General features: G+C 66.8%; 22 protein-coding genes. 16 read left to right on the forward strand and 6 right to left on the reverse strand.

The window, feature by feature from the left end; all coding sequences use genetic code 11:
* The first annotated feature begins 41 nt into the window (after positions 1–41).
* The 10 genes from ACZYZE_RS02065 to ACZYZE_RS02110 all read left to right on the forward strand — a co-directional run bounded on the left by ACZYZE_RS02065 (position 42) and on the right by ACZYZE_RS02110 (position 7,333).
* Positions 42–506, forward strand: coding sequence for an Asp23/Gls24 family envelope stress response protein (locus ACZYZE_RS02065; RefSeq protein WP_459317784.1), 465 nt, complete (start codon positions 42–44; stop codon positions 504–506).
* Positions 503–694, forward strand: a complete 192-nt coding sequence (locus tag ACZYZE_RS02070; protein ID WP_459317783.1) for a hypothetical protein — start codon at positions 503–505, stop codon at positions 692–694. Before ACZYZE_RS02065 ends, ACZYZE_RS02070 begins: the two co-directional genes overlap by 4 nt.
* A complete protein-coding gene (locus tag ACZYZE_RS02075; protein WP_459317782.1) occupies positions 691–1,074 on the forward strand; it encodes a hypothetical protein in 384 nt (127 codons plus the stop codon). The genes ACZYZE_RS02070 and ACZYZE_RS02075 overlap by 4 nt, the downstream gene beginning before the upstream one ends.
* 104 nt (positions 1,075–1,178) lie before the next feature.
* Complete coding sequence (locus ACZYZE_RS02080; RefSeq protein WP_463905950.1) at positions 1,179–1,742, forward strand: hypothetical protein; 564 nt, start codon at positions 1,179–1,181, stop codon at positions 1,740–1,742.
* The gene (locus ACZYZE_RS02085) at positions 1,739–2,350 is read left to right on the forward strand and encodes a hypothetical protein (protein WP_463905952.1); all 612 of its coding nucleotides are present in this window, start codon (positions 1,739–1,741) and stop codon (positions 2,348–2,350) included. The genes ACZYZE_RS02080 and ACZYZE_RS02085 overlap by 4 nt, the downstream gene beginning before the upstream one ends.
* 283 nt (positions 2,351–2,633) lie before the next feature.
* Positions 2,634–3,929 (forward strand): ABC transporter substrate-binding protein, encoded by a 1,296-nt coding sequence (locus ACZYZE_RS02090; RefSeq protein WP_463905953.1) that lies wholly within the window; start codon positions 2,634–2,636, stop codon positions 3,927–3,929.
* Positions 3,930–3,936: 7 nt separating this feature from the next.
* On the forward strand, positions 3,937–4,974 hold the full coding sequence (locus ACZYZE_RS02095; protein WP_459317778.1) for a carbohydrate ABC transporter permease: 1,038 nt from the start codon (positions 3,937–3,939) through the stop codon (positions 4,972–4,974).
* The gene (locus ACZYZE_RS02100; protein WP_459317777.1) at positions 4,971–5,858 is read left to right on the forward strand and encodes a carbohydrate ABC transporter permease; all 888 of its coding nucleotides are present in this window, start codon (positions 4,971–4,973) and stop codon (positions 5,856–5,858) included. Before ACZYZE_RS02095 ends, ACZYZE_RS02100 begins: the two co-directional genes overlap by 4 nt.
* Before the next feature lie 10 nt (positions 5,859–5,868).
* On the forward strand, positions 5,869–6,123 hold the full coding sequence (locus tag ACZYZE_RS02105; protein ID WP_459317776.1) for a hypothetical protein: 255 nt from the start codon (positions 5,869–5,871) through the stop codon (positions 6,121–6,123).
* Between the two features lie 94 nt (positions 6,124–6,217).
* Positions 6,218–7,333, forward strand: coding sequence for a LacI family DNA-binding transcriptional regulator (locus tag ACZYZE_RS02110; RefSeq protein ID WP_463905955.1), 1,116 nt, complete (start codon positions 6,218–6,220; stop codon positions 7,331–7,333).
* A gap of 2 nt (positions 7,334–7,335) precedes the next feature.
* On the opposite strand, the gene ACZYZE_RS02115 is transcribed toward ACZYZE_RS02110, so the two are convergent.
* Together ACZYZE_RS02115 and ACZYZE_RS02120 are read right to left on the reverse strand one after the other, a co-directional pair.
* Entirely contained in the window at positions 7,336–8,250 is a 915-nt protein-coding gene (locus ACZYZE_RS02115; protein ID WP_463905957.1) for a DUF8083 family protein, read from the reverse strand.
* 31 nt (positions 8,251–8,281) lie between these two features.
* Positions 8,282–9,088, reverse strand: coding sequence for an exodeoxyribonuclease III (locus ACZYZE_RS02120; RefSeq protein ID WP_463905958.1), 807 nt, complete (start codon positions 9,086–9,088; stop codon positions 8,282–8,284).
* A gap of 275 nt (positions 9,089–9,363) precedes the next feature.
* Here ACZYZE_RS02120 and ACZYZE_RS02125 point away from each other — a divergent pair, with 275 nt between their 5' ends.
* The 5 genes from ACZYZE_RS02125 to ACZYZE_RS02145 all read left to right on the forward strand — a co-directional run bounded on the left by ACZYZE_RS02125 (position 9,364) and on the right by ACZYZE_RS02145 (position 15,384).
* Positions 9,364–10,863: a CoA-acylating methylmalonate-semialdehyde dehydrogenase gene (locus ACZYZE_RS02125; protein ID WP_459317772.1), complete on the forward strand. Its 1,500-nt coding sequence runs from the start codon at positions 9,364–9,366 to the stop codon at positions 10,861–10,863.
* Entirely contained in the window at positions 10,863–11,936 is a 1,074-nt protein-coding gene (locus tag ACZYZE_RS02130) for an enoyl-CoA hydratase/isomerase family protein (RefSeq protein ID WP_463905959.1), read from the forward strand. The genes ACZYZE_RS02125 and ACZYZE_RS02130 overlap by 1 nt, the downstream gene beginning before the upstream one ends.
* Positions 11,929–12,876, forward strand: coding sequence for a 3-hydroxyisobutyrate dehydrogenase (mmsB, locus tag ACZYZE_RS02135; RefSeq protein WP_463905961.1), 948 nt, complete (start codon positions 11,929–11,931; stop codon positions 12,874–12,876). The genes ACZYZE_RS02130 and mmsB overlap by 8 nt, the downstream gene beginning before the upstream one ends.
* Positions 12,877–12,924: 48 nt before the next feature.
* Positions 12,925–13,701, forward strand: a complete 777-nt coding sequence (locus ACZYZE_RS02140; RefSeq protein ID WP_459317769.1) for an enoyl-CoA hydratase — start codon at positions 12,925–12,927, stop codon at positions 13,699–13,701.
* Positions 13,702–13,974: 273 nt separating this feature from the next.
* A complete protein-coding gene (locus ACZYZE_RS02145) occupies positions 13,975–15,384 on the forward strand; it encodes an MFS transporter (protein WP_463905963.1) in 1,410 nt (469 codons plus the stop codon).
* Between the two features lie 79 nt (positions 15,385–15,463).
* Here ACZYZE_RS02145 and ACZYZE_RS02150 read toward each other — a convergent pair whose 3' ends face one another.
* From ACZYZE_RS02150 to ACZYZE_RS02160, 3 genes are all read right to left on the reverse strand, one after another.
* Positions 15,464–16,318: a helix-turn-helix transcriptional regulator gene (locus tag ACZYZE_RS02150; RefSeq protein ID WP_463905964.1), complete on the reverse strand. Its 855-nt coding sequence runs from the start codon at positions 16,316–16,318 to the stop codon at positions 15,464–15,466.
* Positions 16,319–16,427: 109 nt separating this feature from the next.
* A complete protein-coding gene (locus ACZYZE_RS02155; RefSeq protein ID WP_459317764.1) occupies positions 16,428–16,934 on the reverse strand; it encodes a MarR family winged helix-turn-helix transcriptional regulator in 507 nt (168 codons plus the stop codon).
* Between the two features lie 33 nt (positions 16,935–16,967).
* Positions 16,968–18,719 (reverse strand): AMP-binding protein, encoded by a 1,752-nt coding sequence (locus ACZYZE_RS02160; protein WP_463905965.1) that lies wholly within the window; start codon positions 18,717–18,719, stop codon positions 16,968–16,970.
* Positions 18,720–18,972: 253 nt separating this feature from the next.
* On the opposite strand from ACZYZE_RS02160, the gene ACZYZE_RS02165 reads away from it, so the two are divergent.
* Positions 18,973–20,106 (forward strand): acyl-CoA dehydrogenase family protein, encoded by a 1,134-nt coding sequence (locus tag ACZYZE_RS02165; RefSeq protein WP_463906165.1) that lies wholly within the window; start codon positions 18,973–18,975, stop codon positions 20,104–20,106.
* Positions 20,107–20,173: 67 nt separating this feature from the next.
* Here the strand turns inward: ACZYZE_RS02165 and ACZYZE_RS02170 are convergent, their stop codons facing one another.
* Positions 20,174–20,956, reverse strand: coding sequence for a 3-oxoacyl-ACP reductase (locus ACZYZE_RS02170; protein WP_463905967.1), 783 nt, complete (start codon positions 20,954–20,956; stop codon positions 20,174–20,176).
* Positions 20,957–20,972 lie beyond the last annotated feature (16 nt).

Genomic DNA, 20,972 nt, shown 5'->3' on the forward strand with positions numbered 1-20,972 from the left:
GGCAGAGGCTAGGGTGGTCTCAAAGAGAAGGGGAGTGCCTCATGGAATACCAGAATTCCCAGCCCGTAGCGGGCTCCGTTCCCGAGATGCCCACCGTCGCACCGGCAGGCAGCGGCGGACGCACCGTGATTTCGGAAGCCGCCGTCGCGAAGGTCGCCGGCATCGCCGCCCGCGCAGTCCCGGGTGTCTATTCCCTGGGATCCGGCCCGTCACGCGCCCTCGGGGCGTTTCGTGAGGCTGTCGGTAGCTCGGACCACGCCGCCGGCGTCCGCGCCGAAGTGGGCGAAACCCAGGTCGCCGTGGATATCGATCTGGTGGCGGTCTACGGCACACCCCTGCACGCACTGGCGGACCAGATCCGGGCCGCGGTGTACTCGGCCGTCGAGGAACTCGTCGGACTCCAGGTCATCGAGGTCAACGTAGAGATCCATGATGTATACGTGCCGGGCCCGGCCAAGTCCGGCACCCCCGGCGAAACCCGGCCGGCAAGGGAGGCAATCCAGTGAATCTGACCGTTGTGGGGATCGCAGCAGGCGCCTTTGTGGCGTTCATGTCCTTCCAGTTTGGTGTCTGGGGATTCCTCGGCGCCTTGCTGTTCATGGGAATCGGAGCCCTCCTGGGCCGCGCCGCGGAAGGGAAACTGGACCTGCGCAGCGTGCTCGACGCCCTCACAGGCAGGCGTTCCTCCTCATGAGCGGTTCGGCTGGGGCCGTGGTCCGCAACGCCGCACTGGCCGGACACAACCGCATCAGCACCCAGGCCCTGACCAGCCTGGCGCGGGCCGCCGCGGCGGAGGCTCTCGGTGTGACGGCGCAGGAAGTCCGGGCCGAGTGGTCCGACGACGACGGCCTGCTGGCCTTGTCTCTCGTCGCGCCCATCACCGTGCCCTCGCTGACCGCCGTTCTGCGGGATCCGGGAAGGGTCGCAGCCTTCGGCGGCCCCATTTGGGACAGGGCCGTGGCTGCCAAGACTGAAATCCTGCACCGCGTGACCGAACTGAGCGGTGCCCGGCTGAGCCGGGTGGACATCCGGATCAGCGGAGCCAGCGTCAGCGAAGGAGGGCGGGTCCGGTGAGCCACCATACGGAACGCGGGCCCGCGGAACACCCCAGGCAATCCGCACTCCCGGTCCCACCGGACGCCGCAGCCTCGGGAGCCTCCGCCGCTGGCGCCCCAAGCATGGAATCGATCCTGAAACGTGAGACCCGCTCCTCGAGGGCCGTGGCCTCCGTCATCGCCGCCATCCTGGTCATTGCGCTGTGCGTCTACGCGCTCCTGGAAACCGCGGTCCGCGCCGTCGGGCAGTCGCCGTGGCTCGTGGATCCGCAGACCGCAGCCGACCAGATCGTGGCGCTCCCCGAGGGTGTCCCGCCCCTGCTGCTGGGCGTTACCGGCGCGGTGCTCGTGATGCTCGGCCTGTTCTTCTTCCTCAATGCGGTCCTGCCCGGACGCCGGGCCCGTCACCTGCTCTGGGACCGCCGCGCCGCCGTCGTGGTGGACGACGAGGTAATCGCCTCCGCGCTGGCACGCCGGGCGCGGCTGGCCGCCAACGTGACGCAAGGGCAGATCACCGTGATTGTGTCCCGGCAGCGGGTGGTCGTGAACGTCCGCCCCACCTCCGGGATCCCCCTGGACGAGGCTGCGGTGTTGGCCGCCGTGCAGGACGAACTCCGGGGCATGGGGCCGTCCCCCATGCCGGAGATCCGGATCAACGTGGCCTCGGCAGGAGTGATCGGCGCATGAACAGCACCCCCAGAATCCTCAACCGGATCCTGATCGGCATCCTCGGCGTCAAGCTCCTCGCCATCGGAATCCTGCTGATCCTGCTGGCCGGTGTTCCGGCCGTCGGCCGGTGGTGGCAGGCATGGTCCGCCGGGGTGTGGAGCAACTGGCGGGATGCCTTTGAAATCACCCGCTTCCCGGGCCGGACGGAGAGCTGGCTGTGGATTGCGCTGGCCGTGGTGCTGCTCGCGGTGATTGGCGCCATGGTGGCGTGGGCCGCGCAGCAGGGCAAGGGCCGGGCCAATCTGCTCGTCAGTGAGGCGGACCCGGGCGAGGTTCCCGGGAACGTCCGGATCGGCAGCGGCGTGGCCGAGCAGGCCCTCCGGGCCGCGCTGGCGGACCGCCAGGACCTTGCCGGAGCCACCGTGGCGACCTACGAATACCGTGGCGAGCCTGCCCTGAGGATCAGGGTCCAGCCCCGCCAGGGTGTGGCCCCGCACATCCTGGCGGCCGAGGTGTCCGGCCTCGTGGAGGCGCTCGACGCCGTGATCGGGAAACGCACTCCCGTGCTCATCCATATTGGCGCCGGCGCGCGGTCCAGGTTCGGCCGGGCCGAGCGGGTCCGCTGACCCGGCGCCCGCCCGGCTCTAGCCAGGCAGAGCCCGGCAAGGCTCGGCATGGCCCGCCGCCGTGAGCTTCCGGCAACATCTCGCCGCATCCCGTGCGGCGTGGCCGAACAGGCACACGGCGCAGGGGGCCGGCGCGGTAACCGGCCCGTACGCCGTCGATCTCCTTTCTATAAAGGTTTCATGTAAACGCTTGCATTCCGTATCGGCGAGTCGCTAGTGTGATGGTCACCACACCAACTGCACCGCCGATTTTCTATCCGGTACTCAGCGAGGAGCCTCCAGCATGAAAACCCCTAAGTTCCTACTTCCCGTAGCCACAGCAGGCGTCCTAGCCCTTACACTCTCCGCCTGTGGTGGCGGAGGCGGCGGCGGCACAACGGGCGGCGGCAATGCCGGCGGCGACGCCGCGCAGGGCCTCGACGGCCGCGGACCCATCACCTACGTCCAGGGCAAGGACAACAGCAACGTCGTCCGCCCGCTGATCGAAAAGTGGAACGCCGCCCACCCGAACGAGAAGGTGACGTTCAAGGAGCAGACGGACCAGGCCGACCAGCAGCACGACGACCTCGTCCAGAATTACCAGGCCAAGAACGCCAACTACGACGTCGCAAGTGTTGATGTTGTGTGGACTGCAGAGTTCGCCGCCAAGGGCTGGCTGCAGCCGCTCAAGGACAAGATGGCCCTTGATACGGCTGCCATGTTGAAGCCGACGGTTGACAGCGCCTCCTACAAGGGGGCCCTCTACGCGGCCCCGGTGTCGTCCGACGGCGGCATCCTCTACTACCGCAAGGACCTCGTCCCCACGGCTCCCAAGACCTGGGACGAGATGATGGGCATGTGTTCCGTCGCCAAGGCCAACAACATGGGTTGCTTCGCCGGCCAGTACGCCAAGTATGAAGGCCTCACCGTCAACGCCGCGGAGGCCATCAACTCCTTCGATGGCTCGGTGCTGGACAAGGACGGCAAGCCGAGCCTGAACACCCCGGCCGCCAAGGAGGGCCTGAGTGCCCTTGCGAAGGCCTACGCCGACGGCAACATCCCGAAGGAAGGCATCACCTTCCAGGAGGAGCAGGGCCGCCAGGCATTCCAGGACGGCAAGCTCCTGTTCCACCGCAACTGGCCGTACGTCTACAACCTGGCCACCACGGAAGGATCCTCGAAGGTCAAGGACGTCCTGGGCATGGTTGCCCTTCCCGGCAAGTCGGGCCCGGGGGCTTCCTCGCTGGGCGGACACAGCGCGGCCATCAGCGTCTATTCCAAGAACAAGGCCACGGCCCTGGACTTCGTGAAGTTCCTCGTCAACGAAGAGAACCAGAAGTTCTTCGCCACCCAGGGCTCACTGGCGCCGGTGCTGACCAAGCTGTATGACGACCAGGCTCTGGTGGCCAAGCTTCCGTACCTGCCGGTTCTGAAGACCTCGATCGAGAACGCCGTCCCGCGGCCCGTAACCCCGTTCTACCCGGCCGTCACCAAAGCCATCCAGGAGAACGCCTACGCGGCGATCAAGGGCGAAAAGACCGTGGACGCGGCTCTGTCCGACATGCAGAAGTCCATCGAGTCCGCTAGCGCGGGACAGTAGCCTAACCATGGCAACCGAATTGGGCCCGACGCCGGTCAAGGAGCCGGCGTCGGGCGGAACTCCGATCCACCACGCGCCGAAGGGCGTCGGGGAGGATAACAGGATCGCCAGCCAAGGCCGCTGGGCCTCGTGGCTGCTCGCGCCGACCATCATCGCGCTGGCCATTGTGATCGTCTACCCGATCATCAGCGCCATCGTAATGTCCTTCCAGAAGGACGCCGGACTTGACCCCGTCACGGGGCTCTTCACAGCGGGCGGGCCGGCCGGCTTCTCGAACTACGTCAACTGGATTGCCCAGCAGTGTGCCGCTCCGGGCGGCGGAACCGTGGCCTGCCCGCCGGGCACCCTCGGCGCGCAGTTCTGGTCGGCCACCGGCACCACCTTCTTCTTCACCATTGTCACCGTAACGCTGGAGACGATTCTCGGCTTTTGGATGGCCATCATCATGGCGCGGACCTTCAGAGGCCGCAGCCTGGTCCGGGCGGCCGTTCTGGTTCCGTGGGCCATCCCCACTGCGGTCACGGCCCAGCTGTGGCTCTTCATCTTCGCCTTCGAGGGCATTGCCAACAAGCTGTTCAACACCACCATCCTGTGGACAGGCAGCGAATGGCCCGCCAAGTGGGCGGTCATCATTGCGGATACGTGGAAGACCACGCCGTTCATGGCGCTGCTGATCCTGGCCGGCCTCCAGATGATTCCAGCCGACGTCTACGAGGCGGCCAAGGTTGACGGTGCGTCGGCCTGGCAGCGCTTCCGGATGATTACCCTTCCGCTGGTGAAGCCGGCGCTGATGGTCGCTATCCTCTTCCGCACCCTCGATGCGCTGCGGATGTTCGACCTCCCGTACATCCTGACGGAAGGTTCCAACAACACCACCACACTTTCCATCCTGGTGATCAACCAGATCAGGCAAGGCTTTAACGTCGCGGCTGCCCTGTCGACCATCACCTTCATCATCATCTTTGTCGTGGCGTTCATCTTCGTCCGCTTCCTCGGGGCGAACGTCGTCGAGCAAAGCGGCGGCACCGGTAAGGGGAAGAAATGACCGCCGCAACCGAACTCCGGGCCAGGCAGGACAAAGGACGGAAGACAGCCCAGAACCGGGAGAAATGGGCACAGGGCCGCACCTACATCAGCGCCGCCGTGATCCTCATCTGGTGCCTGGCGCCTGCCTACTGGATGGTGGTGACGGCCTTCCGTGAAGTGGGCTACACCTACGACACCTCGCTCCTGCCCACCCACGTGACGCTGGACAACTTCGCTACGGCCTTCGACACCTCGTTCGGCAATAGGTTCGGCCAGGCACTGGCTAACAGTGTGTTCATCGGCATCACGGTTACCGTTGTCTCGCTGTTGATCGGTGTCTTCGCCGCCTACGCCCTCGCTCGGTTGAACTTCCGGTTCAAGTACCTGGTGCTGGGCTTCATCCTGGGAGCCTCCATGTTCCCCGGCGTCGCCCTCATCACCCCGCTGTTCCAGCTGTTCACCAACATCGGTTGGATCGGCACCTACCAGGCACTGATCATTCCCAACATCTCCTTTGTGCTCCCGCTGACGGTCTACACCATGACGTCCTTCTTCCGGGAAATGCCGTGGGAGTTGGAGGAAGCGGCCCGCGTGGACGGTTGCACCCAGGGGCAGGCCTTCCGCAAGGTGATCATGCCGCTGGCGGCGCCGGCGATCTTCACGACGGCCATCCTGGCGTTCATCTCCTCCTGGAATGAATTCCTGATCGCCAGCCAGCTTTCCAACGACGCGACCCAGCCGGTGACGGTGGCTATTGCCAACTTCGCCGGGGCGCAGCCGCAGCAGATTCCGTACACGGCCATCATGGCTGCCGGAACAATCGTCACCATTCCGCTCGTGATCCTGGTGCTGGTCTTCCAACGTAAGATCGTCGCGGGTCTCACGGCGGGCGCTGTTAAGTGACGGTGCGGGCATGAGCAACAAGCCCAACTCCGGCATCGTGCGCAGCGAGCACCGGCGCGTGCGCTCGGGCGAGGACTTCGACATCATCATCGGACTGATTGGCTTCTGGGCACTGGTGCTGCTGGTGGTCACCGTCTGGATGGAGGTGACTGCCCAGCCCGCCCTCGGCTGGGCGCTCGGGCTGCTGGCCACTGTGGCGGCACTCTACGGATTGATCCGGCTGCGCCGCAGGCTGCCCGAAAGGACGGCGACCCGGCGCACCTGAGACCCGGAGAAGGGCTTCGTTGCCGGGGGAGGCAAACTAATGCAGTGCTGCGGAGGGCCGCCAGGCCGCCGCAGGCAGTCGACAAGGGGACACGGTGGCACGGACAACAGACAGGGCTCAGCGGGGAGGCCACTCGGGCGTCAGTATCGAGGACGTGGCCGCTGCAGCCGGTGTCTCCACGGCCACCGTGTCCCGGGCAGTCCGCGGTTTGCCCCGGGTTTCTCCGGCCACCAGGGAAAAAATCCTGGGCATCGCCGAAACCATGGGCTACGTGGCCTCATCCTCGGCCTCCGGCCTGGCCACCGGGCGCACCAAGACCATCGGGGTGCTGGCGCCCTTCGTCAGCCGATGGTTTTTCTCCAAGGCCATTGAGGGCGCGGACCGGGAGCTGCACGCCCGGCAGTACAACCTCTCCCTCTTCAATCTGGGCGGCCACGGCGGCAACCGCGAGCGGCTCTTCAGTAAAACCATGGTCTATAAGCAGATTGACGCGCTTCTGGTCCTCTGTATGGCGCTGACCCATGAGGAAATCGAACACCTCCAGAAGATTGACATCCCGCTCGTCGTCGTCGGCGGCCATGTGGAGGAATGCCCATACATCGGCATTGACGACTATGCGGCCGCCTCCACGGCGGTCCGCCACCTGATCGACCTCGGACACAAGGACATCGCCCTCCTTCACGGCGACGACGAAACCGACCTGAACTTCGACGTCCCCCGGGTCCGGATCAAGGCCTTCCAGGACGTCATGGCGGAAGCCGGGCTGGATGTCCGGCCGGAGTGGGACCAATGGGGAGATTTCACCGTCCCGAGCGGCCAGGCGGCCTTCCACCGGCTCTGGGACAGTCCGGGACCGAATCCCACTGCCATCTTCTGTGCCTCGGACGAGATGGCCATGGGGATCATTTTCGAAGCCAGTAAGGCCGGCGTCCGGGTTCCTGAGGAACTTTCCGTGATCGGCATCGACGACCACGATTTTTCCGAAGCTATGGGACTCACCACCGTCGGGCAGCGGCCGGACGAGCAGGCCGAACTGGGCACCAAGATGCTGCTGGACGAACTCGACGGCATGGCCGGGGCCGTGCGCTCAACGGTCGCGCAGCACCGGCTGATCGTGCGCCGGACGACGGCGCCGCCCCGCGCCGCGGACTCACTCGCCGGCGAGGAGGTCGCCGGGGAGCCTGCCGGCCGGCCACACGCCGTCGGCTGATGTCAGGAAGCGCGGGCGAGCTGCCGGATCGGGATCCAGCGGGACGCCAGCCTGCGGTAGGCGGCGGCCGCACCGGTCATGTCGCCTTCGGCGAGGCACTCAATCCCCAGCCTCACGTCAAGTGGGGAATCGTCCGGGTAGACCTTGTCCGCCACTGCGCCGTAATCCAGTTCCACCGCCGACTCCGGGTGGAAAAGCTCCAGCCATTCCGTGAGCTGGGTCAGGTCCTCGAGCATGTCCAGATCCGGCGCGGCGAGGGCAAGATGGGCCACCGCAAAGCGGACCCGGTCCAGGGCTTCGCCGGTCGTCGCGCGGATCCGCACCGTGACGATATGTCCCTCTGATTCCACCACTTCGGTGGGGTCCGATTCCTGAAAGAGGCAGAACCAGCTGAACGGGATGCCCCAGGTGGACGCCCGGGTGTGGACGCGGCCCAGTCCGGCGTGCGCCCGCACCTCGTTGATGCGTCCCTGGTGCCGGTCCCGCTGCTCCTCGGGGATCAGCAACTGGGCCAGGGGCCCGTGGATTCCTTCCAGCAGGGCATTCGCCGCGAGACCGGCCCGGAGGACCAGCTGGCTCGGGCAATACAACAGTCTCGCCGGCTGCCCGGCGTCGGCCGGGGCGGCGGGCGCTCCGGCGGGGGGCGCCGGCGGGGTGCCGGCGGCCCCACGCGGGGCCACGACGACGCGCACCAGATCGGTCCGTCCGGTGGGAAACGGATCTCCGCCGGAGCGGGTGATGCGGCCCAGAGAGGCAAGCAGTTCTTCGTTTTCGACGGCGGCGCGGGACGTGCCCCGGCCGCCGGCCGCGAGCAGCGCCGCCCGCTCGTCCGCCGGGAATGCTTCCAGGGGCTCGTAGATCCGCAGCGCCGAGGAGAACGGCAGCCCGGCCTGTCCCCGGTAGAGGTTCCCCGTCATCGGATCACGGTGCTTCCCTGGGCGTCGGTCATCAGTCGCCCAGCTCCACGACAACGGGGGCGTGGTCCGAGGCGCCCTTGCCCTTGCGTTCCTCGCGGTCGATCGACGCGCCGGTGACGCGGGCGGCCAGCGCGGGGGAGGCGAGGACGAAGTCGATCCGCATGCCTTCCTTCTTGGGGAAACGCAGCTGGGTGTAGTCCCAGTAGGTGTAGATACCGGGGCCCGGGGTGTGGGGCCGGACAACGTCCTGGAATCCGGCGGTTTCGAAGGCGCGGAAGGCTTCCCGCTCCGGCTCGCTGACGTGGGTGAGGCCCTCGGCGCGGAAGTAGTCGATGTCCCAGACGTCCTCGTCCCGCGGGGCTATGTTCCAGTCGCCCATCAGTGCGATCTGCGCCCGGGGATCGTCCTTGACCCAGTCCTGGGCGTGGGACTTCAGCGTGTCCAGCCAGCTGAGCTTGTAGGGCATGTGCTCGTCGTCGAGCGCCCGGCCGTTGGGGACATAGAGGCTCCAGACCCGGATGCCGCCGCACGTGGCGCCGATTGCCCGGGCCTCCTGCACGGCGTCCTTGCCGTTCTTGCCGAAGACGGGCTGGTCCGTGAACGTGCGTTCGACGTCGTCGAGTCCCACCCGGGAGGCGATTGCCACGCCGTTCCACTGGCTCAGGCCGAAGTGGGCCACCTCGTAGCCCATGCTCTCGAACAATTCCCAGGGAAAGTTGTCGTCCTTGCACTTGGTTTCCTGGATGGCCAGGACATCACAGTCGGTGCGTTGAAGCCAGGCTTCAACACGGTCGGCACGGGCACGGAGCGAGTTCACATTCCAGGTAGCAATCTTCACACCCCCTAACTTACCGAACTTGGCTGCCGGAAGAAGCTGTCCGGCGCAGGTTGGCACCCACGCGGGGCACTTTGGCGCGGACACGCCGTCGGCAAAGCCCCTACCAGCCGGGCCAGCGCCGAAAGTGGCCCCCGGCGGCGGTGCTGCACTGCCCGGCGAAGAGAGTCCCTCTGGAAATTAGTAGGAAGTCCGAGTATATTCAGCAGGGAGATGACGTGGGTCACAGACGGTCCGGCCGTCACCGCGGCAATCACTATGCAAAGGAGCATTCGACCATGGTTCGTGAGCTAAGCCACTACATCGACGGACAGCATGTTGAAGGCACCTCGGGGCGCTTCAGCGATGTGTACGATCCCTGCACCGGAGTGGTCCAGGCCAGGGTCCCGCTGGCCAGCGTCGAGGAAGTCCGCAACGTGATCGCCAGCGCGGAGAAGGGCCAGCTGGCCTGGGCTGCCATGAACCCGCAGCGCCGCGGCCGGGTCCTGCTCAAGTTCGTGGACCTGGTCAACCAGAACCTGGACGAACTCGCCACCCTGCTGTCCTCGGAGCACGGCAAGACCTTCCTGGATGCCAAGGGTGACATCCAGCGCGGCGTCGAGGTCGTGGAATTCGCCGCAGGTGCCCCGCACCTGCTCAAGGGTGAGTTCTCGGACAGCGCCGGAACCGGCGTCGACGTCCACTCGATGCGCCAGCCCCTCGGCGTCGTCGCCGGCATCACTCCCTTCAACTTCCCGGCCATGATCCCCCTCTGGAAGTCCGGCCCGGCGCTCGCCGCGGGCAACTCCTTCATCCTTAAGCCCTCCGAGCGGGACCCCTCCGTGCCGCTCCGCCTCGCCGAACTCTTCACCGAGGCGGGCCTGCCGGATGGCGTATTCAACGTCGTCAACGGTGACAAGGAAGCCGTCGACGCGCTGCTGGAGGACTCCCGGGTCCAGGCGATCGGTTTCGTCGGCTCCACCCCCATAGCCCAGTACATCTACGCCACGGCCGCCGCAAACGGCAAGCGCGCCCAGTGCTTCGGCGGCGCTAAGAACCACATGGTGATCATGCCGGACGCGGACCTGGACATGGCTGCGGATGCCCTGATGGGCGCCGGCTTCGGCTCCGCCGGGGAACGCTGCATGGCCATCTCGGTGGCAGTCCCGGTGGGCAAGGCCACTGCCGACGCCCTCGTCGCCAAGCTGCAGGAGCGGATCGCGGACCTCAAGGTCGGCCACAGCCTGGCCAAGGATTCGGACTTCGGGCCCGTCGTCGCGGCGTCCGCCAAGGAACGGATCGAAGGCTACATCCAGGCCGGCATCGACGAAGGCGCCAGCCTGCTGACCGACGGCCGCGGCCTCAAGGTCGAGGGCTACGAGGGCGGCTTCTGGGTGGGCCCCACGCTCTTCGACAACGTCACCAAGGACATGACGATCTACAAGGAAGAGATCTTCGGCCCGGTGCTGAGCGTGCTCCGTGCGGAAGACTACGACGAAGCCCTGCGCCTGTGCAGCGAGCACGAGTTCGGCAACGGCGTGGCCATCTTTACGCGCGACGGCGACTCCGCCCGCGACTTCGCCAGCCGGGTCCAGGTCGGCATGGTCGGCATCAACGTTCCCATCCCGGTGCCGATCGCCTACTACACCTTCGGCGGCTGGAAGGCCTCCGGCTTCGGCGACCTCAACCAGCACGGAGCCGACGCGTTCCGCTTCTACACGAAGACCAAAACGGTCACCACCCGCTGGCCCTCGGGCATCCGCAGCGGCACCAGCTTCGTGATGCCGGAAGGCAGCTGATGGCGGGGGAGCACTCGGACGAAGCCCTGTCGGCCGAAGTACTGTTCGAGCGGCGCGGCCGGCTGGGCGTCGTCACGCTCAACCGGCCCAAGGCCGTGAACGCGCTCACCGCGGGCATGGCTTCGGCCATGCTGGAGCAGCTCAGGCTCTGGGCCGACGACGACGCCGTGGCTGCCGTGCTGGTCCGCGGCGCCGGCGAGCGGGGGCTGTGCGCCGGCGGCGACATCGTGGCCATCTACCGGGACATGATCGACGGCGGTGACGCGACGGCTGACTTCTGGGCCGAGGAATACCGGCTGAACTCCCTTATCTCGGGCTATCCCAAGCCGTATGTAGCGTTTATGGACGGTCTGGTACTCGGCGGCGGTGTGGGGATCTCGGCGCACGGTTCGGTCAGGATTGTCACCGAACGCACCCGGATGGGGATGCCGGAAACCACGATCGGGCTGGTGCCCGACGTCGGCGGCACCCTGCTGCTCTCACTCTCGCCCGGGGAATCCGGCACCCACGCCGCCCTGACCGGGGCGCACTTGAGCGGCGCCGACGCGCTGTTCCTGGGATTCGCGGACCTCTTCGTGCCGTCCGGCCGGCTCGCAGAGCTGGCCGAGGCGCTGGAGAGCGAGCCGGCGGACGCCGCCGTCGCACGCTTTGCCGAAACTGCCCCGCCGTCCATCCTGGCGGCACAGAGCGAGTGGATTGATGCGTGCTACTCCAGCGACGACGCCGGGGAGATCCTGCGCCGGCTCCGGACCGTCGGAGGGGAGGCCGCGGATGCGGCCGACACGATCCTGGCCAAGTCGCCGACCGCCGTGAAGGTGGCACTGGAATCCCTGCGCCGCGTACGCGGGCTGAGCCTTGAGGAAGCCCTCGAGCAGGAGTACCGGGTGGGCCTGCGCTTCCTCGCCGGCCCCGACTTCCGCGAGGGCATCCGCGCCCAGGTGGTGGACAAGGACCGCAACCCCCGCTGGCAGCCGGCCAGCCTGGCGGAGGTCGGCCGGGACGACATCGAGTCCTACTTTGCGCCGCTGGGCGACCGTGAACTGAAGCTTTCGAAGGAGCACGACAATGTCTGAAGCACCCTCTGAAGCACCCCGGCCTGACGCCCCGGCGGGCACCATCGCGTTCCTGGGCCTTGGCCACATGGGCGGCCCAATGGCGGTCAACCTCGTCAAGGCCGGCTACACGGTCACCGGCTACGATCTGATGCCCGCGGCGCTGGAGACCGCCCGCACGCACGGCATCGCCACCGCCGGCGCGGCCGCCGAAGCCGTAACCGGGGCCGCCGTCGTCCTGACCATGCTGCCCAGCGGCAAGCACCTGCTGGACGCCTACCGCGGAACGGGCGGCCAGCCCGGCCTGCTGGACGTTGCGTCGCCGGGCACGCTTTTCCTCGACTGCTCCACGATCAACGTGGACGAGGCCCGCGAGGCTGCCGACCTTGCCGTCGCCGCCGGCCACCGGGCCGTCGATGCGCCGGTATCCGGCGGCGTCGTCGGTGCCGAGGCGGGCACCCTCACTTTTATGGTGGGGGCGCTTCCGGAAGACTTCGAGGCGGTCCAACCGATGCTCGGGGTCATGGGCAGGCGAGTGGTCCACTGCGGGGAGCACGGCGCCGGGCAGGCAGCGAAGATCTGCAACAACATGATTCTCGGCGTGTCGATGATCGCCGTGAGCGAGGCCTTTGTGCTCGGCGAAAAGCTGGGGCTGACGCACCAGGCCCTGTTCGACGTGGCCTCGGCGGCCTCCGGACAGTGCTGGGCGCTGACCACCAACTGCCCCGTGCCGGGACCGGTCCCCACGAGCCCCGCCAACCGGGACTACCAGCCCGGCTTCGCGGGAGCCCTGATGGCCAAGGACCTCAAGCTGGCACTCAACGCCCTCGAAAGCACCGGAGTTGCGGCCAGGCTGGGGCCGCTGGCTTCCGAAATTTACGATAGCTTTGCCGCGGAAGGCGGTGCTGGCCGGGACTTCTCCGGCATCATCACCGACATCCGTGCCAAGTCCGGACACTAGGGACATCCGGACATCACAGACATCCGAACATCAGCTGAGGGGACAGGCATGACTGACTACGCGAACATTCTGGTGGAGCGCCGCGGCCGGGTAGGCCTCGTGACGCTCAACCGGCCCGAGGCGCTGAATGCCCTCAACAAGGCCACCATGGACGAACTCGTGGCTGCCGTGACCGCCATGGATACGGACCCGGGGATAGGCGCGGTGGTGGTGACCGGCTCCGCTAAGGCCTTTGCCGCCGGCGCCGACATCAAGGAAATGCAGTCCAAGGGGTACATGGACATGTATGCGGCCGACTGGTTCCGGGGCTGGGAAGACTTCACCAGGCTTCGCATCCCCGTGGTGGCGGCCGTGTCCGGCTTCGCCCTCGGCGGCGGCTGCGAACTTGCGATGATGTGCGATTTCATCATCGCCGGCGATAACGCCAAGTTCGGCCAGCCGGAAATCAACCTGGGCGTGCTGCCGGGGATGGGCGGCTCGCAGCGCCTCACCCGGGCGGTGGGTAAGGCCAAGGCCATGGACATGATCCTGACCGGACGGTTTATGGGCGCGGAGGAAGCCGAACGCTCGGGCCTGGTGTCCCGGGTGGTGCCGGCCGCGGACGTGGTCGAGGAGGCGCTGAAGGCCGCCGGGGTGATCGCCTCCAAGTCCAAGCCGGTGGCGATGGTGGCCAAGGAGGCCGTCAACGCCGCCTTCGAGACCGGGCTGGCCCAGGGTGTGCTTTTTGAACGTCGGGTATTCCATTCGCTGTTCGCCACCGAGGACCAGAAGGAAGGCATGGCGGCCTTCAGCGAGAAGCGCCAGCCGGACTTCACCCACCGTTAGACAGGGACGCGCAAACCTTCCCGTGACGCGCAAAAGCCCTGGCGCTACTGCAATGCCAGTAGCGCCAGGGCTTTTGCGCGTCACCAGGCAGGACGCGCCGCGTCAGCGTCCCAGGTCCAGGGGTGGTTCTTCCCGACGTCGAGGGGACGGCGCCGGCGACTACCGCTTTTTGCGGACTACCTCTTTTGGGAGGTAGTTGGATGTCCATGCTTTTCGTTACGGTGATGTGAGTCACACAGCCGTGTACCAGGGTTGACATCAAGGGAGATTGCCATGACCTCAGTTTCACCGACTTCGCCGGCCGGACTGCAAGCGCCGCCGAGCCGCAAGACCCTGCGGAAGGTTGCCTTCGCGAGTGCCGCCGGAACCACCATCGAGTTCTACGACTTCTTCATTTACGGCACCGCCGCCGCGCTGGTCTTTCCGGTGGTCTTCTTCCCGGCCCTCGGCGCCGCGGCCGGGACCATCGCCTCCTTCGGCACATTCGCCGTCGCCTTCTTCGCCCGTCCTGTCGGTGCCATCATCTTCGGCCACTACGGTGACCGGATCGGCCGGAAGAAAACCCTCATCACCACGCTGCTTATGATGGGCATCGCTACCGTGATGATCGGATTCATCCCCGATGCCAGCACCATCGGCGTCGCAGCACCTATCCTGCTGGTGGTGCTCCGCTTCGTCCAGGGCCTGGCCGTCGGCGGCGAGTGGGCCGGTGCCACGCTCCTCGTGGCCGAATACGCACCCAAGGGCAAGCGCGGCCTCTTCGGATCCTTCCCGCAGCTTGGCCCGTCATTCGCGTTCGCCCTGGCCAGCGGAACATTCCTGATCACGAACCTTACGCTGGGCGACAAGTCCGAGGCCTTCATTACGATCGGCTGGCGGGTGCCGTTCATCCTCAGCGCCGTGCTGGTGCTCGTGGGCCTGTGGGTCAGGTTGAGCATCGAGGAAACCCCCGTGTTCAAGAATGCCGCTGCGAATGCCACGAAGGGTGCCGGGACCGCCACCAGGCTTCCCATCCTTGAGTCGATCAAGCGCCAGCCGCGCGAAATCCTGCTCGCCGGCGGCTCCCTGACGCTCCTTTTCGCCTTCTTCTACATCGGCACCGCCTACCTGACCAGCTATGCCACCAGCCCCACCGGCATGCACCTGAGCCGGGTGGAAGTGCTGAGTACCGGCATCGTCGCCTCGCTGTTTGTTGCCGCCGCCACCATGGCCTCCGGCATCCTCTCGGACCGCTTCGGACGCAAGAAGGTCATCGCCACCTCGTGCATCCTCGCCGTGCCGTGGTCCCTCGCGCTCTTCCCGATCCTCAGCGCGAACACCGTCTTCGCCTTCGGTGTCGGGCTCACCGTCACCCTGGTCATCTTCGCCATCGCCTATGGCCCCGCCGGTGCCCTGCTTCCGGAGCTCTTTGAGACCCGGTACCGCTACACCGGCGCCGGAATGGGCTACAACCTGGCCGGCGTCGTCGGCGGCGGCATTGTTCCCCTTGTGGCCGCCCAGCTGGCCGGCACATCGGGCGCATGGTCCGTCGGGTACCTGCTCGCCGGGATCGGCGTGTTCAGCGTGCTGTGCACGCTGGCGCTGCCCAACCGGGAAAAGCACGGGCTGGACGACGGCAAGCCGCACACCGCGGCGGAGGCCGCAGACGGCACAGCAACCACCGAGCCCGTCTCCCGGCACTAAAGGGATTCGGCAGCCGGGGATTCGAGACGGAGCGATCCGTGATTGGGGGAGGGGCTGCCGGTTATCCGGCGGCCCCTCTTTATGGAATGAGGCCCAGGCGCCGCGCCGCGGACACCGCCTCAAGCCGGTTGTGGGCGGACAGCTTGGCCATGGCGTTCTGCAGATAGCTCTTTACCGTCACGGCTTTCAGGCCCAGCCGGTCCGCGGTTTCCTGGTACGAGCAGCCCAGGGCAAGCTGCGCCAGCACATCGAGTTCGCGGCGGGCCAGCCTGGCGGCCGGATGAACACCGTCCGCCGGGGGCGGAGCCAGATGGTTGCCAATCAGGTCCAACTGCCGGGCCAGCTGGGGATCGGCTACCGTTCCGGCCAGCGACCGCAACTGGGCGTGGGCTTCCCTGACGTGCTCCAGCCAGCTCCGGTCCAGGACCAGGGCGGGTTCGGCCCGGGCCCCGTCGATGATCGACACCCGGCGGTCCACTTCGTCCCGGACGAGCAGTTCCGCGGCGATCTCCGCGGCCGCGTCCATGGCCTCGCGCAGGGCGTTTTCGCCCAGTGGCGCACGGTCCCGGCTCGCGATGTACAGCACCGCCCGTGGCTCACCGCGGACCACCACCGGGACGGCCGCCATCGAGGTAAGCCGCTCCCGGCTGACCGCCAAATCGTATTCATGCGTGATGCCCTCGGAGGCGATGTAGTCGGGCACGAGGAACGGCCGGCGCTGGGTGAACACCCGGCCGCCGAGACCCGTCCCCGGAACCACCACCATCTGGTGCAGGCTGGACGTCGCGGTGCCGAGGAAGTCGGTCAGCTGGAGCGAATTTCCGCTGGCCAGGCCAGCGAACAGCACGGCGGGCCGGAACCTGCCGGACAGCAGGCGCAACTGGGCGCGGAGCAGCTCCCGATCATCGGGGCGGGAATAGGCGTTCGGCTGCATGAGTCGTCTCCTGGTGCCGCGGAAGCCCGCCACCGCATTGTGACGGGCCGTCAGTCTCGTTGAGTCGCTTCGGCCGGGCGAATCAGTCCCTGAAGTCCGGCCCCGGAACTCAGTCGCTGAAGTCGCCGGCGTTGCGTCGGAAGGTTCCCAGAATCCCGATCAGCTGGTCGACGTCCTGTTCCGCGAAGCCGGACTGGCCGAAGACCTCCGAGTTCAGAACCGCCGTCGTCCTTTTAGCAAGCGTACGCCCCTCGGGGGTGAGCTCGATCAGGGTGGTGCGCCCGTCCGTTGGATGCGGCGATCGCAGCACCAGCCCCGCGCCCTGGAGCCGGTCGACGGCGTTGGTCACCGAGGTGGGATGGACCTGCAGCAGCGCGCTCGCCTTGTTCATGGGCAGCGCGCCGCCGCGGGCAAAGCTCAGCAGTGCCAGCAGTTCGTAGCGGGCAAACGTCAGCCCGAACGGCTTGAGGACGCCCTCGATCCGGGCAAGCAGGATCTGCTGAGTCCGCATGATGGCGGTGATGGCGGCCATCGGTGCGGCGACGTCGGACCAGCCGTGCCGCTCCCAGTTCAGCCGGGCATCGGCAATCGGATCACGCGGCAGCGGCGTTCCCACAACACTCCCAGCTCTGTTCAGGTTTCATGAGGTTCAGCCTAGCTTTTCAGGCTGCGGAACCGAGGGGCTCCTCAGCCCGGGGAAGTCGGCCTCGGAGTACTCCGTGCCGAGACCGGCCGGGACCGTCCCGCCACCGTGGCGCAGTTCCTCGCTGTGCCGAAGCTCTACGCGCCGGATCTTGCCCGAGATGGTTTTCGGCAGCTCGGCGAATTCCAGCCGGCGGATCCGCTTGAACGGGGCCAGACGGTCGCGGCAGTAGCGCAGGATGTCCTCGGCCAGTTCCGGGCCCGCCTCGTGCCCGGCGGCCAGGACCACAAAGGCCTTGGGTACCGAGAGCTTGACCGGGTCGGGGGAGGGGACGACGGCGGCCTCGGCCACTGCAGGGTGCTCGATCAGCACGCTCTCCAGTTCGAACGGGGACAACCGGTAGTCGGAGGATTTGAAGACGTCGTCGCCGCGGCCCACATAGGTGATAATGCCGCGCTCGTCCCGGCTCGCCATGTCACCCGTGTGGTAATAGCCGTCACGGAACGCCTCCGCCGTCTTCTCGGGATCCCCGTAGTAGGCCTTCATCAGCCCGACGGGGCGGGGGTCGAGGCGCAGGCAGAGCTCGCCGTCGTCGCCTTCCGCTCCGGTGGCGGGGTCCACGAGGACAACGTCGTAACCGGGCAGGGGTTTGCCCATGGCGCCGATCTTGATCGGCTGGCCGGGGGTATTGGCGATCTGCACGGTGGACTCGGTCTGGCCGAAACCGTCGCGGATGGTCTGGCCCCAGGCGCGCTGGACCTGGTCGATGACTTCGGCGTTGAGCGGTTCGCCGGCGGACACCACCTTGGTGGGCGGGGTCTTGAGCAGGGTCAGGTCGGCTTGGATGAGCATGCGCCAGACCGTGGGCGGGGCGCAGAAGCTCGTGACGGATTCGCGGTCCATCTGCTCCATAAGGGCCTTGGCGTCGAAGCGCTCATAGTTGTAGATGAAAACGCAGGCCTCGGCGATCCACGGGGTGAACACGTTGGACCAGGCGTGCTTGGCCCAGCCCGGCGAGGCCACGTTGAGGTGGACATCGCCCGGTTCCATCCCGATCCAGAACATCGTGGACAGGTGCCCCACCGGGTAGGAGGTGTGCGTGTGCTCCACGAGCTTGGCCTTGGACGTGGTCCCCGAGGTGAAATAGAGCAGCAGGGTTTCGTCGGCCAGGGTCGGGGCGTCCGGGGTGAAGTCCTCGGAGGAGCCGGCGGACTCGGTGTACTGCAGCGCATCCGTATTGACGGCCTCGCTGCCGCCGATCTCGATCAGGGTGTAGTCGCCCGGGACCTCGGCAAACTTGGCGATGTTGGCGCTCCCGACGGCGGCCCAGTTCGCCCCGCCGCGCTCCACCCGGTCCTTCAGGTCCGCCGGACCCATCAGCGTGGTGGTCGGGATCATGACGATGCCCAGCTTGATGCCGGCGAGCATAAGTTCCCAGAGTTCCACCTGGTTGCCGAGCATGATGATCATGCGGTCACCGCGGCGGACGCCCTGGCCGCGCAGCCAGTTTGCCACCCGGGCCGAGCGGCGCGAGAGGTCCGAGAAGCTGCGCCGCGTGGCGGTGCCGTCCTGCTCGACGATTACGAGGGCCGGCCTGTCGGCCTTGGCCGGGTCCGCCGCGATCTGGTCAAACCAGTCCAGGGCGAAGTTGAACTCGTCAAAGCGCGGCCACTCGAATTCGTTGCGGGCCGCGCCGTAGTCCTTGCGAAGGTCAAGCAGGCGGTTGCGTGCGGCGCGGAATTCCTCAGTGACTGTCATGGTGCACCTTTCGAAGTCTGGTGGCGCAGCCGTTTCGGGCCCGGCGCCGTTGCCCGGGAATCACCAGATAGCTAGTGATCCCCATCACTGTGCAATATACTAGGACATCCAAGGGTTTGGAAGAGCCGACTCGGTTCCTGAGCGGACCATTACGAAGGGATACATGCCCGTGCAGCCACAAGGACGTGCCAGCGGACAGATCGCCACCGGGGTTGGGCGTGCGGCAGAGCCGCCCTTCCCGGACGCCGATCTGATGTACATCGTCGACCTGCTGCCCCCGGACGAACAGATCCGCTACCAGGAGATCAGGGACTTCCTCCAGTCCCGCATCCGTGCGGCCTCGATCGACTACTGGAACCGCGAGGAGTTCCCTTTCGGGCTGCTCGCCGAGCTCGGAAAGTACGGCCTCGGGGGGCTGCAGACCGACGGCACCTCCAAGCTCTTCAAGGGCCTCATGTACGTCGAGGTGGCCCGCGCCGACGTGTCCCTCTCTGCCCTCGTGGGGATCCACAACGAGCTGATCGTGGGCATGATCGACCAGCTCGGCTCGGACGAGCACAGGGCGCGCTGGTTGCCGGGGCTCACCGCCTTCACCCAGATCGGAGCCTTCGCCCTCACGGAGCCGGACCACGGCTCGGACATCGCCGGCGGGCTGGCCACAACGGCGCGGCTGGAGGGCGGCGAGTGGGTGATCAACGGCGCCAAGCGCTGGATCGGTGCCGGCACCATAGCGGACTTCGCCCTGGTCTGGGCGCGTGACGTCGCGGACCAGCAGATCAAAGGCTTCATCGTCGAGACGGACCGGCCCGGCTACACCGCCACGAAGATCGCGAACAAGATCGGGCTGCGCATCATGCAGAACGCGGACATCGTGCTCGACGAGGTCCGCATCCCGGAATCCAACCTGCTCCCCGGAGCCACGGACTTCTCCAAGGCCAACGAGCTGCTCCGTGATTCGCGCGCCTGGGTGGGCTGGCAGGCTGCCGGCATCCAGCTGGCGGCGTTCGACGTCGCGCGTTCCTACTCGCTGGAGCGCAAGCAATTCGGCAAGGAGCTGGCCCGCTTCCAGCTCATCCAGCAGCAGCTGGCCGAGATCCTGGGCAACGCCTCGGCCTCACTGTCGCTGATGGCGCAGCTGGCCAGGATCCAGTCGGAGGGCAAACTCGAGATGGTCCAGGCCGCGATGGCCAAGTCCACCACCACCCGGCTGGCGCGGGCCTCGGTGGCGATGGGCCGGTCCCTCATGGGCGGCAACGGGATCAGCAGCGACTACGAGATGGGCAAGCTCTTCGGAGACGCCGAAATCCTGTACACCTATGAGGGCAGCTATGAGATCAATTCGCTGATCGTGGCCAGGGCCGTGACCGGGAAGTCCGCGTTCGTGTAAACGTACGGAGGTACCGGCCGGGGTTTTATCCCGGCCGGCACCTCAACGCCATGCTTGCGCTCCGGGCTCAGTCGATCGGTGTGACGTACGCGCCGGAAATCCCGCCGTCGACCAGGAAGGTGGAGGCGGTGATGAACGAGGCGTCGTCGCTGGCGAGGAACGCCACGGCCGCAGCGAGTTCCTCAGGTTCCGCGAAGCGGCCCAGCGGTACGTGGACCAGCCGGCGGGCGGCTTTTTCCGGATCCTTGGCAAACAGTTCCTTGAGTAACGGGGTGTTCACCGGGCCGGGGCACAGGGCATTGATCCGGATGCCCTGCCGGGCGAATTCAACGCCGAGTTCCCGGCTCATGGAAAGCACCCCGCCCTTGGATGCGCTGTAGGAAATCTGCGACGTCGCCGCGCCCATGACTGCCACGAAGGAAGCGGTGTTGATGATTGAGCCCTTCCCCTGCTCCTGCATGTAGGGGATGGCGTACTTGCAGCAGTAGTACACCGAGGTCAGGTTCACCTCCTGGACCCTGCGCCAGGCATCGATGCCGGTGTCCAGGATGGAGCCGTCGTTGGCGGGGGAGATCCCGGCGTTGTTGAAGGCGATGTCAACACTGCCGTAGGTTTCCTTGGTCTGGGCGTAGAGGTTCCGGACGTCCTCTTCGCTCGTGACATCGACCTTGACGAAGAGGCCGCCCACCTCGGTTGCCGCGGCGAGTCCCGACGTGGGCTCGATGTCGGCGATGACGACCTTGGCGCCTTCCGCGGCCATCCGGCGGGCGGTGGCCAGCCCGATGCCGCTGGCGCCACCGGTGATGACTGCGCTGCGGCCGGCCAGGCGGTTGGATACTACTGTCTGCATGGGAACTCCTTATGTA

The sequence above is a fragment of the Pseudarthrobacter woesei genome, from assembly GCF_055412745.1.